Raw genomic sequence first — 15,721 nt, 5'->3', positions numbered from 1 at the left:
TCGGTCCTGTCCGGTTACTTATCGCAAGGACATGACCAAGATGGGTGTTTCTAACGACGCCGCCCCCTCCGGCTGGATCCGCCGCTGGGATCGACGGATGATGCCGATCGAAGACGCCGCCAATCTGATCGCCGCCACCTTCATTTTCCTGTTGATGGTGCTGGGCGTGGTCCAGATCGTGCTGCGGACGTTTTTCAATAACCCGCTCTCGGGTTATATCGATCTGGTTGAATTATCGATGGCCGGGATGGCCTTTCTTGGCGCGGCCTATACCCAGCGGATGGGTGCGCATATCCGCATGGAACTGCTGCTGGGTTATCTGAAAGGCCGCGCCTATTGGCTGGCTGAGATCGTTGGATCGCTGTTGGGCATGGGCATCGTGGCCGTGCTGGTCTGGTACAGTTGGGACCATTTCCTGCGGTCTTTTCAGATCGGCGACACCACCATCGATGCAGAATACCCGGTGTGGCCGTCCAAACTTTTGGTCCCGATCGCGTTTGCGTTCTGGTTTCTGCGACTGGCCATTCAACTGGCCGGATCAGTGCGGCTGTTCATTGATCCCAGCCTTGCCCCCGAAGGGGTGGTGAGCCTGAAGGATGCGGCCGAAGTAGCGCGAGACGAAGCGCATGAGGCACTTGGCGACGACGCCACCGGCCCGGAGGGACGCTGACATGCTGATCGGAATCGGATTTTCAAACCCCCTGCTGGTCGGCCTGATTGGCATTGGTCTGTTGCTGCTGTTGGTGGTGATCGGCGTGCGGGTGGTCTTTGCCGCAGCAACGGTCGGCCTGCTTGGTCTGGTCGAGTTGATTGGCTGGGGACCCGCTGCCGGGATTGTTGGCATCGTGCCGCATGCCAAATCTTCGACCTACGCCCTTAGCGTCCTGCCCATGTTCATCTTCATCGGCTTCGTGGCGTTCCACGCCGGTATGACCCAACAATTGTTCGACGCTGCGCGTAAATGGCTGGGCTGGCTGCCCGGCGGGCTTGCCGTCGCCACGGTCTTTGCCACCGCAGGCTTTGCCGCCGTGTCCGGAGCCTCCACCGCCACGTCAGCGGTCTTTGCCCGAGTCGCGGTGCCGGAGATGCTGAAATACGGCTATGACCGCAAACTGGCGGCGGGCGTGGTGGCGGCGGGTGGCACATTGGCGACCCTGATCCCGCCCTCGGCCATTTTGGTGATCTATGCCATCATCGTCGAAGAGAACGTCGGAAAGTTGCTGCTGGCCGGGTTCCTGCCGGGGCTGGTGTCGGCCATCGTCTATGCGCTGATCATCATTCTCTGGGCCAAGTTCCGACCTCATGAAGCGCCCTCGGTTCCCGCTTCGACGTGGAAAGAACGGGCCGCGTCGCTGCCGCCCTTGCTGCCGATCCTGCTGGTGGTCTCCATCATCATCTCGGCGGTCTATCAAGGCTGGGCGACCCCGACCGAAGCGGGGGCCCTTGGCGCCGCCGTCGTCTTTGTCGTCGCCATTGCCCGCGGTGCCGGGCTGAAAGCGATCACCGGGTCGTTGATGGAGACGGCCAAACTGACCGTGATGATCTTTTCCCTAATCTGGGGCGTGACCATCTTTGTGCGCTTCCTTGGCTTTTCTGGCGTCGCCGAAGCGTTCACGTCGTGGATCGTGTCGCTGGACGCGCCGCCGCTGGTCATCATGATCTGTATTCTGTTGGCCTATGCGGTTCTGGGTATGTTCATGGATGCCATCGGGATGCTGCTGTTGACCCTACCAGTGGTCTATCCGGCGGTTATGGCGCTGGGATATGATTCCATCTGGTTCGGGATCATCGTCGTTAAAATGGCCGAGATTTGTCTGGTCACCCCGCCCATCGGCTTGAACTGTTTCGTGGTCAACGCGGTCAGGCCGGACATTCCATTGGCGGATGTGTTCCGCGGCATCGCAATTTTCTTTGTGGCCGATGTGGTGACCATCATCGTGCTGTTGTTGTTTCCCGAAATCGTCACGTGGCTGCCAGACATGATGAGCCGCTAAGCCTGAGAGAGGACCCAAGATGAAAGTCAAATCAACGTTGCCGCTGGAAACCGCGCGGGCCATTCTGGACAAGGCGCTAGAGGTCGGACGGCAAGAAGGCATGAAGCCTCTGACCATTGTGGTGCTGGATGCCGGTGGCCGCATGAAAGCGATGGTCTGCGAAGACGGCTGTGGGCTGCTGCGCTTTGACATTGCCTTCGGCAAGGCGTGGGGATCGCTGGGCATGGGCATGCCCAGCCGTCAGATCCGCGATTACCTGTCGGCGCGCCCAAACTTTCAAACCGCGCTGGCCGCAGCGTCCGAGGGCCGCTTTGTACCGGTGCCGGGCGGCGTCCTGATTGAAGACGCCGAGGGCATGACCATCGGCGCGGTCGGCATCAGTGGCGACAGTTCGGAAAAGGACGAATATTGCGGCGTTCTGGCGATCCGCAGTGTCGGCCTCACCTCAAATCCGGCCGAGTTCGATCCAGAGTGGCGCAAATCTTCGCTGTCGGACCAACACTGAGGCGCGGATTGGTCGCCAGCCCTCAGGTTCAGGTCGGCAGGTGAAACCCCATCGGCAGATAGGAGCGTGGGTTGCCGAAGATTTCCTCGAACAGGGACATCGGCGTCGGCCAAGCGGGGGCGAGGGTGGCCTCGACGCTGTCTACTGTGATTTCCAGCGTCGCTTTGTGTTTCCGGGCCAATGCCTGCATCCGTCTGTTTTCGCGCAGACACATCATTTGCAGGGTTTTGATCCCACGGTTTTGCGCCGCCGCAATCAGGCGGCCCAGCAAGGCGTCGCCCAACCCTTTGTCCTGCCATGCAGGTTCAACCAGCAGGGCCACTTCCGCACTTCGGGGCCATCGCCACATTGCGCCGCGCAATTCTGCGACGCCGCGTAGAGTGTCGTCCGAAAATGCGCCGAAGATCACGGAATCATCTGACAGAATTTTGGCGGCATAGTCGGCAACGAAGGCATCACTGACCATGCCGCCGAACCGAAGGCGGCGGGTATTCTGGTCAAGCCTGTGAAAGTGGGCGGCCAATTCCGGCTGGTCAGAAGCCCGCAAGCGCCGGATGACCGGGGAATAAGATGGCGTTTCGTTGTGCATAAGTTCGGACCTAGTAATGCCGACGTTTATGCCGACTGCGACGTTGTCCTCCCATCTGTCACCTAGTGCTGCACTGCGGCATCGTCCAGTACCCAAGCGGAGAGTAACGCAAGGTCACACCTTTGAACGTGGCAGATGTTCACGCCACGGGGTGGCCGGGCCCTGCCAAGGCGGGCGACGACATGGTTGCCGTGCTCTCGTCAGGTCAGCCGCGCGATCCGGCTCGATTGAATGTTGACCCTCAGAGGGCGCCGGACTTACAGTCGCTCAAATAAAAATAACGCGCGTAAAGTTTTGGTTCCGCCAATGCATGCTGCAATGTGCCGGTCGACATGTGCGGCGGGCGCAAATTCTAACGATCCGGAGGGGGGCTTCAATGGCCGAAGATAAGATCAGAACGATGGATGATTTCGCCAGAATCAGCGAAATTTCCCGGCCAACCCTGTCAAAGTACTTCCACGATCCTGACAGTGTGCGCAAAACGACCCGGGCCAAGATTGAATCCGCTCTGGAAGAATATGACTATCGTCCGAACATCTTTGCGATCAACCAGAACCGGAAGCTGACCAAGACAATTGGCATCGTTGTTCCCTATCTGGCAGACCCGTTCTTTTCCGAAATCGTGCGGCGGATTGAATGCCAATGTATCGATGCCGGATACTGGCCCATCGTCTTCAGCGCGCACGGCCAGCAGGGGCTGGAAAACAATGCTCTGGCAACCTTGCAGTCGCTCCGGCCCGCGGGGGCCTTGATTGCCCCATTGGGTCGCAGCTCTGATTTTGAGGCGGTGAAAAAGTTCACCGAAAGCGTCCCAACGGTTGTCTTTGACAGCAACGTAAAGGTCGGAAAAGCCTTCGTTGGGTCGAATAACTTCCAAAGTATCCCTTTGATCGTAGACTATTTGTGCCGCACGGGCGAGCCGCCATGTTTCCTTGAAATGCCGCCGATCAATCCGAACGCCAACAAGCGGCGCGACGCCTATATTCAGGCAATGGAGGGTCTGGGGCATGATCCCAAAGTGATCCGTGCCGAGGGGACGGGTTGGAGCTTTGAGCAGATTGGGCTGGAGGAAGGCAAGCGGCTGATCTCAGCCCGATCCCTGCCATCGGAAACGATCTTGTGTTCCAATGATCGCATGGCCATCGGATTGATTGCGGCGGCGTATCAAAAAGGCTTGCGGGTGGGGCATGGGCCGGGCTGCGCGCTGCGCATTGCAGGTCATGACGATCACCCGTGGTCGCAATTTACCTGCCCGCCTTTAACCACTGTTGCGCAGGACTTTAATGCCATTGCGACAAAAAGCGTTGAAACGCTGTTCCATCTGATCAAGGATGGGTGCGACAATCAGGACCGGCCAGAGGTTGTTTTTGATGGCAAGCTGGTCTTGAGGCAGTCGGCGTGATCGCAGGTTAATCAGGAGAAAATTTTACGGGAGTAAAGATTTAATTTGACTGACGCTATAATGCGATCTATGCCTCTTTCACGGTCCATAAATTCTCGGGAGGAAATTTGGATGAACCTGAAAAATGCACTCGTTGGCGCGACGGCGCTCGTGTCAGTCAGCGCGACAGCCGCTCTTGCAGCGTCGCACTCCAGTACAATTACTATTGCAACTGTGAACAACGGCGACATGGTGCGCATGCAGGCCCTGACCGGCAAATTCAATGAGGCGCACCCAGACATCAATGTCGAATGGGTGACGCTGGAAGAAAACGTCCTGCGCCAGAACGTGACCACTGACATCACCACCGGCGGCGGCGCTTATGACGTGATCACCATCGGCACTTACGAAGTGCCGATTTGGGGCAAGAACGACTGGCTGGTGTCGCTGAATGACGGCATGGCAGACGACTGGAATGCCGCCGACCTTCTGCCCGCGATTGCCGGTGGCCTGACTGTTGACGACAACCTTTACGCCGCACCGTTCTATGGCGAAAGTTCCATGGTCATGTACCGCAAGGACCTGATGGAAAAGGCCGGTCTGGAAATGCCAGAGGCGCCGACATGGGACTTCATCCGCGAAGCCGCAGCGGCCATGACCGACCGGGACAACGAAATCAACGGCATCTGCGCCCGCGGCAAGGCCGGGTGGGGCGAAAATATGGCGTTTCTGACCGCCATGTCCAATTCCTTCGGCGCCCGCTGGTTCGACGAAGATTGGCAAGCGCAATTCGACAGTGACGCATGGGCGAACACGCTGAACTTCTATCTCGACATGATGGCGGAATCCGGCCCCCAAGGGGCAGCGAATAACGGGTTCAACGAAAATCTGACCCTGTTCCAGCAAGGCAAATGCGGCATGTGGATCGACGCCACCGTTGCGGCGTCCTTCGTGACCGGTGACGACTCGACTGTGGCGGATCAGGTCGGCTTTGCCTTGGCCCCCGACAACGGATTGGGCAAGCGCGGCAATTGGCTTTGGGCTTGGTCGCTGGCCGTTCCGTCATCGTCCGACAACATTGATGCGGCCAAGACCTTTATCTCTTGGGCCACCAGCCAAGGCTACACCGAGATCGTAGCCGCAGAAGAAGGTTGGGCGAACGTACCTCCGGGAACCCGCACCTCGCTGTATGAGAACGCGGATTATTTGGCGGCTGCGCCCTTCGCCGAGATGACGCTGAAGAGCATCCTCTCTGCAGATCCGACCAACCCGACGGTTGATCCGGTGCCCTATACCGGGGTTCAATTCGTCGCGATCCCCGAATTTGCCGGGATCGCCAATCAGGTGGGGCAGGAATTCTCTGCCGCGCTGGCCGGACAACAATCGGCTGAAGAGGCGCTTGAGAATGCGCAAGAACTGACGACTGAGGAAATGGAAGCGGCGGGCTACTAAGGCCACGCGGTGCAGGGCGGGCCGATTGGTTCGCCCTGGGCACATATAACTGTGCCTTCTGGTTTCCTGCAGACCCGGTCTCGCGTTTTCTAAACCCCAATTTCGCTGTCCACCCCCTGACAGGAGGTTCGTAATGGCAACCCAGCAATCCAGAGCTGCCGCCCGGCTGATGATCGCGCCCGCGGTGTTCGTCCTCCTTGTGTGGATGCTGATCCCGCTTTGTATGACGTTGTATTTTTCGTTTGCTGATTACCGCCCGCTGCGCGGTGTTTTTGAGGCATGGATTGGATTCAAGAATTATGAATCCTTCCTCACGTCGTCGTCCTTCTTGAAAGCCGTCGGCACGACTTTGTGGATGGTCGCAGGCATTCTGTCGATTACCATCATCGGCGGCATTCTATTCGCGCTGTTGCTTGATCAGCCGATGTTTGGGCAGGGCATTGTCCGCATCCTTGTGATCGCCCCGTTCTTCGTCATGCCCACCGTATCGGCGTTGGTTTGGAAGAACATGTTCTTCAACGTTGATAACGGGCTGTTTTCCTATCTGTATAAGTTTTTCGGTATGCAACCCTATGATTTCCTCAGTCAAGCACCGTTGTTTTCGATCATTGTGATCGTGGCGTGGCAATGGTTGCCCTTTGCGACCCTGATCCTGCTGACCGCGGTACAGTCTTTGTCCAGCGAACAGCTTGAGGCTGCGGAAATGGATGGCGCGCCGGGGATCAAGCGGTTCTGGTATATCATCCTGCCGCATCTCAGCCGGGCCGTGACGGTTGTCATCCTAATCCAGACGATCTTTCTACTGTCGATCTTCGCGGAAATTTTCGTGACCACCAATGGCGCGTTCGGGACCCGCACTCTGACCTACCTCGTCTATCAACGTGTGTTGGAAAGTCAGAACATCGGACTGGGGTCCGCAGGCGGCATCATCGCAGTCATCCTTGCCAACATCGTTGCCATCTTCCTGATGCGCATCGTCGGCAAGAACCTTGATAAATAAGGGAGGTATCTGACCATGGCTCGCGCTATCACAAAACAAAAGAAGATCATGTGGACGGCCCTGGCGTGGGGATTGGGTTTGCTCATCTTCTTTCCCATCCTCTGGACCTTCCTGACCAGTTTCAAATCAGAGGTCACAGCAATTTCTGACCCGCCGGTCTGGTTCTTCTTTGACTGGACCACGGAAAACTACACCGCCGTGCTGGAGCGGTCGAACTATCCGCTGGCCCTGACCAATTCGATCATCATTGCGGTTGGGTCGACCATACTTGGCATCATCTTTGCGGTTCCGGCCGCGTGGGCGATGGCCTTCGTGCCCGGCCCCAAGACCAAGGATGTGCTGCTGTGGATGCTGTCGACCAAGATGCTGCCAGCGGTGGGGGTGCTCTATCCTCTGGTTCTGGTCGCCAAATGGCTGGGGTTGATGGACAGTCGGATCCTGCTGATCGTGATCCTGATGCTGATCAACCTGCCGATCATAGTCTGGATGCTGTACACCTATTTCCGCGAAATTCCGGGTGAAATTCTTGAAGCGGCCCGGATGGATGGCGCGTCTTTGAAATCCGAAATTCTGTATGTGCTAACCCCCATGGCGGTGCCGGGCATTGCCTCGACGATCCTGCTCAACATCATTCTTGCCTGGAATGAAGCGTTCTGGACCATCCTGCTGACCACTGTGAACGCCGCGCCATTGACCAAGTTCATCTCCAGCTTCTCGGCCCCCGAGGGACTGTTCTACGCCAAGCTTAGCGCGGCATCGATCATGGCCATCGCGCCAATTCTAATCATGGGCTGGTTCAGCCAGAAACAACTCGTCCGGGGTCTGACCTTCGGCGCTGTAAAGTGAGGAACTGAAATGGGACGCATACAGCTAAAACAGGTCAAGAAATCCTTCGGCGATGTGGTGGTCATCCCGCCGCTGGATCTGGAAATCAACGACGGCGAATTTGTGGTCTTCGTTGGCCCCTCGGGTTGTGGCAAGTCCACCCTTTTGCGCCTGATCGCCGGTCTGGAAGATACGACCTCGGGCAATATTGAGATCGACGGCGAAGACGCCACCGGCTTGCCGCCCGCCAAACGCGGTCTGGCGATGGTGTTCCAGTCCTACGCGCTTTATCCGCATATGTCGGTCAGAAAGAACATCGCCTTCCCGATGAAAATGGCGGGTATGGAACAAGCCGAACAGGACCGGCGGATCGAAAGCGCCGCCAAGGCGCTGAACCTGACCGATTATCTGGACCGGCGTCCGGGCCAGCTTTCGGGCGGTCAGCGTCAGCGCGTCGCCATTGGCCGGGCGATTGTGCGGGAGCCGTCGGCTTTCTTGTTCGACGAACCGCTGTCCAACCTTGATGCCGCCTTGCGGGTCGGGATGCGGATGGAAATTTCTGAGCTGCACAAAAAGCTTGAGACCACGATGGTCTATGTGACCCATGATCAGGTCGAAGCCATGACCATGGCAGACAAGATCGTGGTGCTTCACGCTGGCGTCATTGAACAGGTTGGCAGCCCGCTGGAACTGTATCGCAGGCCGCGCAACACCTTCGTCGCAGGCTTCATCGGGTCGCCGAAAATGAACCTGATCAGCGGCGCATTGGCGGCACAGATGAACGTTCATACGATCGGCATTCGGCCCGAGCATACCACCATCTCCAAGACCGAAGGGGCATGGCAGGGCAAGATCGGCGTTGCCGAACACCTTGGTTCTGACACCTTCATGCATATCCACGGCATTCCCGGCTGTGATCCGTTGACGGTGCGCGCTGGGGGCGATGTCGACGTCAAGCACGGCGACACGGTCTATGTCACGCCGCAGGCCGAGCATATTCACAAGTTTAACGAACAAGGACTGCGGATCAATGAAACGTCTTGACGGGAAGGTGGCGCTGGTAACCGGTGGCGCCCGTGGAATTGGCCGCGCGATCTGCGAAGCCTTGGCCAAAGCGGGGGCCAAGGTTGCCGTCTCGGATTTGAATCTGGAGGACGCCGCTGCAACCGCCGAAGCGATTGGCGGTATGGCGGTTGAGATCAATGTGATGGAATTCGACGCAATCGCGCGCGGGGTCCGCGAAGTAGAAGATGCGTGGGGCGGGATCGACATCCTTGTCAATAACGCGGGAATCTTCAACATGGCCTCGCTCGATAAGATCACCGTTGCCGATTACCGCCGCCAATACGACATCAATGTCGGCGGCACGATCTTTGCCTGTCAGGCGGTGGTGCCGGGCATGAAGAAACGCGGCGGCGGCGCGATTATCAACTTCTCCAGTCAGGCAGGCCGCCGTGGCGAGCCGAACATCGCGCTGTATTGCTCGACCAAGGCGGCGGTGATTTCGGTGACGCAGTCCTTAGCGCTGGAACTGGCGGGCGCCAATATCCGCGTCAACGCCATCGCGCCGGGTGTGATCGACACGCCCATGTGGGAGGTGGTCGACGCCCAATTCGCGGAATACGAAAACAAGCCCAGGGGCCAGAAGAAGAAAGAAGTGGGCGAGGCTGTTCCGCTGGGGCGCATGGGCGATCCGAAGGACGTTGCCGACCCGGTCGTATTCCTTGCCTCAGATGAGGCCCGCTATATCACCGCCCAGACGTTGAACGTCGATGGCGGCAACTGGATGAGCTGACATGAAGCTTTCCGATGCAACTCTGACAGCCCTCCCTGAGGCCGTTTTGCGCCCGACCTATGACCGGTCGACCCTGACGCCGGGCATCGTCCATATCGGGCTGGGCAATTTCCATCGCGGTCATCAAGCGTGGTATCTGCATCGGCTGATGCAAAACGGCCTCGCCCATGACTGGGCGATCATCGGGGCCGGTGTGCGGCCCGGTGACGAGGCACAGCGCAAACGTCTTGCCGCGCAGGACTATCTAACCACCCTGATCGAACTAGACCCCGCGGGCCGATCGGCCGAGGTCTGTGGTGCGATGATCGGCTTCGTGCCGGTCGAAGACGGCAACGGCGCGCTGATTGCCCAAATGGCCGATCCGGCGATCCGGATCGTGGCGCTGACCGTGACCGAGGGCGGCTATTATATCGATCCGGTCTCGAAGCAGTTCGATGCCACGCATCCCGACATTCAACATGATGCAGCCAACCCGGACACGCCCTGCACTGCCTTTGGCGCGATGGTGTCGGCATTGAAACGGCGCCGTGATGCCGGAATCGGCCCGTTTACCGGCCAAAGCTGTGACAACCTGCAAGGCAACGGCGCGATCCTACGGCAGACGGTGGTGTCATTGGCCCGCCTCACTGATCCGGCACTGGCGGAGTGGATCGACGCGACCTGTACCTTCCCGAACGCGATGGTGGACTGCATCGTCCCGGCGACCGGACCGAACGAGTTGAAGCTGGTCAAGACCTTCGGCATTGACGACGCCGCCCCCGTCACCCACGAAAATTTCCGGCAATGGGTCATCGAAGACCACTTTTGCGCCGGGCGCCCGGATTGGGACAAGGCCGGGGCGACCTTTACCGACGACGTGCACAGCTATGAGTCGATGAAGATCCGCATCCTAAACGGTGGGCATCAGGTGATTTCCAACCCGGGCGAGATTCTGGGGGTCGATTTCATCTCGGGCTGCATGGCGCATCCGCTGATCGGGCCGTTCTTTCTCAAACTGGCCGCCGATGAGATCTCGCCGCAGGTGGATGCGGTGCCGGGCATGACCCCGGAGGCCTATGTCGACCTGATCAATCGCCGGTTTTCGAACCCCGAGATCGTCGACACGGTGCGCCGGGTGGCCTTTGATGGCGCGTCACGGCATACCGGGTTCTTGCTGCCGACGCTTCGTGACGCCTTGGCGGATGGGACCTCGATTGCGGGACTGGCCCTGTCCGAAGCGTTGTGGGCGCGGATGTGCGAAGGCAGCCGCGAGGATGGATCGGTCATCGCGCCGAACGATCCGATCTGGGATAAACTGACCGCTGCCGCCAAGGCAGCGAAGGACGATCCGAAAATCTGGCTGCAGCAACGCGACCTCTATGGCGATCTTGCCGAGAATGCCGTCTTTGCCGCCAGCTTCTCAATGTGGCTCCGTATGATCTGGGCCGAGGGGACAGAAGCGGCGCTGCGCCGCTATTTGCAGTCCTGACCTGTCATTGCGGGGCACGCGATAACGTGTGCCCCATAGACCTGCTCAGACCCCGGCTTGTTCCGGGTCCCCCGGGGCGCCAGCGCGCCGAGCCGCGATGCGTTGGTGCCCGCGCGACAGAGTAGACTCAGCATCACAACTTCGCTATGTACCCGTGAGCCGAGCAGATTCTGCCTCCGGCCATCAGACACTGCCTTTCAGACACTGATGCGATACGATGACCGGGCCCCTCTGGCGAAAGTAGCGGCACTTTCGCGATGTCGGCGTCGACCATTCCCTTCTGCCGCCGGGAAACTCTTCAATGTCAACCAATCCGGTCCACAAGGACAGCAGCGGCTCAAAAGGCTCTGTCCTTCACTATTTCTACTGGGCGTTTGCAGTCACCTTCTTCGGCATTGCCTTGGGCGGTCTGCTGGGATGGCTCAGCACCGGCACTGTTGCCGGGGCCCTCAAGACGCTGTTCATCTGCGGCGTGCTGGCCATTCTGGAAATCTCACTGAGCTTTGACAACGCCATCGTCAATGCCAACAAACTGAAGACCATGCGACCGATATGGCGCGAACGCTTTCTAACATGGGGCATCCTGATCGCAGTGTTCGGGATGCGGATCGTCTTTCCACTGGCGATTGTGGTGGTCGCGGCGGGTGTCGGCCCTTGGGAGGCCATCAAGATGGCCGCAAGCCAGCCGACCGAATATTCGCGGATCATGCAGGACGCGCATTTGCCGATTGCTGCGTTTGGCGGAACCTTCCTGATGCTGGTGGGTCTGGGCTTCTTTTTCGACAACGACAAGGACGTGCATTGGGTTCGTCATATTGAAACCCCAATGACCCGCATGGCGTCGATCAAAAGCATTGAGGTCGCGATTGTCCTTGTGGTCATCATGGTCGTATCGCGCTTGGTCGATCCGGCACTGGCGCCGGTGTTCTTCAAAGCCGCGATCTGGGGCTTGCTGACCTTCTTGCTGGTCGATGTGCTGGGCGCGGCCCTTGATCACGCCGAGAACGCGAAGAAAACGGCCGTCAGCGGCGGTTTGGGCGCGTTCCTGTATCTTGAGGTGCTTGACGCGTCGTTCTCGTTCGATGGGGTGATCGGCGCCTTCGCCATCAGCCACAACCTGTTCGTCATCGCGATCGGGCTGGGCATCGGGGCGATGTATGTCCGGTCCATGACCATCATGCTGGTCGAACAAGGCACCTTGGCTGAGTACCGCTATCTTGAACATGGGGCGTTCTATGCGATCATCGCCCTGTCGCTGGTAATGTTCGCCCAATCTTTTGTTCACGTTCCCGAAGTTCTGGCCGGAACCGGAGGCACCGCGCTGATCCTTCTGGCGCTCTGGTCGTCGGTGCGGATCAAACGGCGCGAAAGCGATACCCCGCAATAAACCGAAACCCGCCCGGCGGGGTCGGCAGGGAGAGGTCTCTGCGGGCCCCGCCGGGCGGGTTTTAGATTGAGATAGGGCTGCGCGGATTCGCCAAAGCCCTGCGCCCCCAAGCCCCCAAGTTTACCCCCGTCGTTCAGACGCTTCCGCTGGCCATTCTCGCCCGCGCCAGAAAACTTTTGTCTGAGGGCCATTGAATGTACGTCAGTTCCTGCGTTTACTTGCCGCAGCTCCTGGAATGAAAATTTTCCCTTAACGCCAAAATTTTTCTTTTAGGAAAATTTCTTGCAATAAAGGGAAAATCATTTCATGGTCTGACCAAGAATCAACAGAGAGGTCCATAATAATGAAAAAATCTGCCCTGACCGCCGGCGTGATCGCCGCCGCGTGCATCGCCGGTGCGGCCCATGCCGACAAGCTGGACGACATCATCGGCTCGGGTAAGCTGCGCTGTGCTGTCGTTCTTGACTTCCCACCCATGGGGATGCGCGACGACAAGAACGAGCCAATCGGCTTTGATGTTGACTATTGCAACGATCTTGCCGCCGCTCTTGGCGTGACGGCTGAAATCGTTGAAACCCCTTTCCCAGAGCGGATCCCGGCACTGATGTCGGGTCGCGTCGATGTGGGCGTTGCCTCGACCTCAGACACGTTGGAGCGGGCCAAGACGGTCGGTTTCACGGTGCCTTATTTCGCATTTGAAATGGCCGTGACTGCCAACAATGAGACGGGCATCGCATCCTATGAAGACATGAAGGGCCACACCGTTGGCGCCGTTGCCGGCACCTACGAGGCCATCGCGCTAGAGGCGCAGGTCAACGAATGGGGCGACGGCACATTCCGTCCTTACCAGACCCAAGCAGATGTCTTCTTGGCCCTGAGCCAAGGCCAGCTGGATGCAACGGTGTCGACCTCGACCGTGGCACAAGCAACAGTGAATTCCGGCAATTTCGACGGGATCTCGGTGGTTGGCAAAGCGCCGTTTGATACCGACTACGTCGCGCTGTTCACCAACCGCAACGAATATGGTCTGCTGAATTATCTGGACCTGTTCGTAAACCAGCAAGTGCGCACCGGCCGCTATGCCGAGTTGTACGAAAAATGGGTTGGCGGCGATCTGCCATCGCTTGTGGTCCCCGACGTTTATCGTTGATCGACCTTCATGACGGCGCGGTAATCCGCGCCGTCCTTTCTTCCGCTGTCCATTAGGTGCAAACAGTCATGTTCGACTACACTTTCCAATGGAACCAAGCGCTGGCGCGGCTACCACGAATGCTGGACGGCGCGGTGGTGACGCTTGAGGTTGCGGTGCTCTCGATGCTGATCGGCATCGTGTTTGCCATGATCCTGACGTTGATGCGCTTGTCAGACTCGCGTCCGCTTAAGGCCATCGCCGCCACTTGGATCGAAATCGCCCGAAACACGCCCGCACTGCTGCAAATCTATATGGCGCATTTTGGGGTTGCGAGCTTCGGTATCCATTTCAGCCCGTTCACGTCTCTGCTGATCGGGATCACTTTCAACAATGCCGGTTATCTGGCCGAGAACTTTCGCGGAGCGCTTAAGGCCATTCCCGATACGCAAGCCCGGGCCGGACGATCACTGGGGATGTCATCGCTGCAATCCTTTCGCTATATTATCGTGCCGCAGATGCTGCGGATCTCATTCCTGCCGATGACCAATCAGATGGTTTGGGCGGTGCTGATGACCTCGCTTGGCGTCACCGTTGGCATGAACACCGACCTTTATGGGGTCACGCAGGACTTGAACGCCCTGACGTTCCGCACCTTCGAGCTGTTCGCCATCGCTGCGGTGATCTTCTACATCATCACCAAGATCATCACGCTTGGCGCGCGTCTGATCGCGTCACGCCTGTTTCGGTATTGAGGGAAAGTCGCCATGTTTGAAACATCCCTCACCGCCGCTGATTTTCTGTTCCTCGCCAAGGGCGCGGGCATGACCATCATCGTCACCGCGATTTCGGTCGTGATTGGCACCATCCTTGGAATTCTGTTCGGCGTCATCCGAGTGCAGTTGGGCGCGATCCTATCGGCCCCTTTGACATTCTTCCTCGACATCTTTCGGTCGGTGCCATTGCTGATCCAGCTGGTGTTGGCCAACGCGTTTCTGGGCATGGTGCTGAAATTGCAGCTGTCCGGTTTCTTCGTGGCCTGCATGGTCCTGTCGTTGTACACCTCGGCCTATTGCGCCGAAATCGTGCGCGGCGGTATCGATGCGGTGCCCGCGACCACCCGCCGGGCGGCGCGGTCGCTGGGCATGACATGGGTACAGGACATGCGCCATATCGTGATGCCATTGGCCACCCGGGTCGCGTTACCGTCGTGGATCGGATTGGCCCTTGGGGTCATGAAAGACTCCGCGCTGGTCTATGTCGTTCAGGTCACCGAGCTGTTGAAATCCACGCAGATCCTTATCACGCGCCTGCAAGAGCCGCTGTTCCTGCTGCTTATCTGCGGCGCCTTCTACTTCATCATCAGCTTCCCGCTTGCCCGGTTCGGCGGATATCTCGAAAAAAGGTGGTCCAATGATTGAGATCCAGAATGTCCACAAATCCTTTGGTCAGCTGGAGGTTCTCAAGGGCATCGACCTGACCGTCAGCAAGGGCGAGGTGGTCACCGTGATCGGTGGCTCCGGGTCCGGTAAATCCACGCTGCTGACCTGTATCAACGGGCTTGAGCCGATCAACTCTGGCAAAATTCTGGTGGATGGGGTCGAGGTCCATGCCAAGTCCACCAATGTGAACGCGCTGCGCCAGAAGATTGGCATCGTGTTCCAGCAGTGGAACGCCTTCCCGCATCTGACCGTGATCGAAAACGTGATCCTCGCCCCGCGCAAGGTGCTGGGCATGGGCAAGGCCGAAGCCGAAGCCATCGCTGAAAAGCAACTTCGCCATGTGGGTCTGGGCGACAAGCTGACGACCTATCCGTCGCGCCTGTCGGGCGGCCAGCAACAGCGGATGGCGATTGCCCGGGCCTTGGCGATGTCACCGGATTATATGCTCTTCGACGAGGTGACATCGGCACTGGATCCGCAGCTTGTGGGTGAGGTTCTGGAAACCCTGAAGATGCTCGCGGAAGAAGGCATGACGATGATCTGCGTCACCCATGAGATGGGATTTGCCCGCGACGTGTCCAATCGCGTTGCCTATTTTCACAAGGGCATCATGGCTGAGATCGGGGCACCTGCGCAGTTGTTCGGTGATCCGCAGCATCCCGAAACCCGCAGCTTCCTGGCCAGCGTTCGCTAAGCCGAACGGCCACCGCACAAACCAGCGGCGCGAGGGGGCAACCCTCGCGCCGTTGGTCAT

At 58.6% G+C, this 15,721-nt stretch carries 16 protein-coding genes; 15 read left to right on the top strand and 1 reads right to left on the bottom strand.

What is annotated here, in order from left to right:
* Positions 1 to 31 precede the first annotated feature (31 nt).
* From BV911_RS10335 to BV911_RS10325, 3 genes are read left to right on the top strand one after another with little or no spacing between them, the layout of a single operon-like run.
* The gene (locus BV911_RS10335; RefSeq protein WP_240512212.1) at positions 32 to 670 is read left to right on the top strand and encodes a TRAP transporter small permease subunit; all 639 of its coding nucleotides are present in this window, start codon (positions 32 to 34) and stop codon (positions 668 to 670) included.
* Position 671: 1 nt separating this feature from the next.
* Positions 672 to 1,994 (top strand): TRAP transporter large permease, encoded by a 1,323-nt coding sequence (locus tag BV911_RS10330; protein WP_086053535.1) that lies wholly within the window; start codon positions 672 to 674, stop codon positions 1,992 to 1,994.
* 19 nt (positions 1,995 to 2,013) lie between these two features.
* Entirely contained in the window at positions 2,014 to 2,499 is a 486-nt protein-coding gene (locus tag BV911_RS10325; protein ID WP_086053534.1) for a heme-binding protein, read from the top strand.
* A gap of 28 nt (positions 2,500 to 2,527) precedes the next feature.
* Here BV911_RS10325 and BV911_RS10320 read toward each other — a convergent pair whose 3' ends face one another.
* Positions 2,528 to 3,088, bottom strand: coding sequence for a GNAT family N-acetyltransferase (locus tag BV911_RS10320; RefSeq protein WP_086053533.1), 561 nt, complete (start codon positions 3,086 to 3,088; stop codon positions 2,528 to 2,530).
* A gap of 376 nt (positions 3,089 to 3,464) precedes the next feature.
* On the opposite strand from BV911_RS10320, the gene BV911_RS10315 reads away from it, so the two are divergent.
* The 12 genes from BV911_RS10315 (at position 3,465) to BV911_RS10260 (ending at position 15,661) form a co-directional block, all read left to right on the top strand.
* On the top strand, positions 3,465 to 4,490 hold the full coding sequence (locus BV911_RS10315) for a LacI family DNA-binding transcriptional regulator (protein ID WP_086053532.1): 1,026 nt from the start codon (positions 3,465 to 3,467) through the stop codon (positions 4,488 to 4,490).
* A gap of 111 nt (positions 4,491 to 4,601) precedes the next feature.
* Positions 4,602 to 5,921 carry a sugar ABC transporter substrate-binding protein gene (locus BV911_RS10310; RefSeq protein ID WP_086053531.1) on the top strand — a complete coding sequence of 440 codons (1,320 nt, stop codon included), beginning with the start codon at positions 4,602 to 4,604 and terminating at the stop codon, positions 5,919 to 5,921.
* A gap of 133 nt (positions 5,922 to 6,054) precedes the next feature.
* Entirely contained in the window at positions 6,055 to 6,921 is an 867-nt protein-coding gene (locus BV911_RS10305) for a carbohydrate ABC transporter permease (RefSeq protein ID WP_086053530.1), read from the top strand.
* A gap of 15 nt (positions 6,922 to 6,936) precedes the next feature.
* Positions 6,937 to 7,767 carry a carbohydrate ABC transporter permease gene (locus BV911_RS10300; RefSeq protein ID WP_086053529.1) on the top strand — a complete coding sequence of 277 codons (831 nt, stop codon included), beginning with the start codon at positions 6,937 to 6,939 and terminating at the stop codon, positions 7,765 to 7,767.
* 9 nt (positions 7,768 to 7,776) lie between these two features.
* Positions 7,777 to 8,790 (top strand): ABC transporter ATP-binding protein, encoded by a 1,014-nt coding sequence (locus BV911_RS10295; protein WP_086053528.1) that lies wholly within the window; start codon positions 7,777 to 7,779, stop codon positions 8,788 to 8,790.
* Complete coding sequence (locus tag BV911_RS10290) at positions 8,777 to 9,541, top strand: L-iditol 2-dehydrogenase (RefSeq protein ID WP_086053527.1); 765 nt, start codon at positions 8,777 to 8,779, stop codon at positions 9,539 to 9,541. The genes BV911_RS10295 and BV911_RS10290 overlap by 14 nt, the downstream gene beginning before the upstream one ends.
* Before the next feature lies 1 nt (position 9,542).
* Positions 9,543 to 11,009 carry a mannitol dehydrogenase family protein gene (locus tag BV911_RS10285; RefSeq protein ID WP_086053526.1) on the top strand — a complete coding sequence of 489 codons (1,467 nt, stop codon included), beginning with the start codon at positions 9,543 to 9,545 and terminating at the stop codon, positions 11,007 to 11,009.
* A gap of 301 nt (positions 11,010 to 11,310) precedes the next feature.
* A complete protein-coding gene (locus BV911_RS10280; protein WP_086053525.1) occupies positions 11,311 to 12,396 on the top strand; it encodes a DUF475 domain-containing protein in 1,086 nt (361 codons plus the stop codon).
* A gap of 343 nt (positions 12,397 to 12,739) precedes the next feature.
* Positions 12,740 to 13,546 carry a transporter substrate-binding domain-containing protein gene (locus BV911_RS10275; protein WP_086053524.1) on the top strand — a complete coding sequence of 269 codons (807 nt, stop codon included), beginning with the start codon at positions 12,740 to 12,742 and terminating at the stop codon, positions 13,544 to 13,546.
* Between the two features lie 68 nt (positions 13,547 to 13,614).
* Complete coding sequence (locus BV911_RS10270) at positions 13,615 to 14,280, top strand: amino acid ABC transporter permease (RefSeq protein ID WP_086053523.1); 666 nt, start codon at positions 13,615 to 13,617, stop codon at positions 14,278 to 14,280.
* Between the two features lie 12 nt (positions 14,281 to 14,292).
* Positions 14,293 to 14,946 (top strand): amino acid ABC transporter permease, encoded by a 654-nt coding sequence (locus BV911_RS10265; protein ID WP_086053522.1) that lies wholly within the window; start codon positions 14,293 to 14,295, stop codon positions 14,944 to 14,946.
* Positions 14,939 to 15,661 (top strand): amino acid ABC transporter ATP-binding protein, encoded by a 723-nt coding sequence (locus BV911_RS10260; protein ID WP_086053521.1) that lies wholly within the window; start codon positions 14,939 to 14,941, stop codon positions 15,659 to 15,661. Before BV911_RS10265 ends, BV911_RS10260 begins: the two co-directional genes overlap by 8 nt.
* Positions 15,662 to 15,721: the final 60 nt, after the last annotated feature.

The organism is Pseudoruegeria sp. SK021 (genome assembly GCF_002119405.1).
Taxonomy (GTDB): domain Bacteria; phylum Pseudomonadota; class Alphaproteobacteria; order Rhodobacterales; family Rhodobacteraceae; genus Meridianimarinicoccus.
The sequence above is the reverse complement of the archived record's forward strand: the minus strand, read 5'-3'. Positions and strand labels throughout refer to the sequence as shown.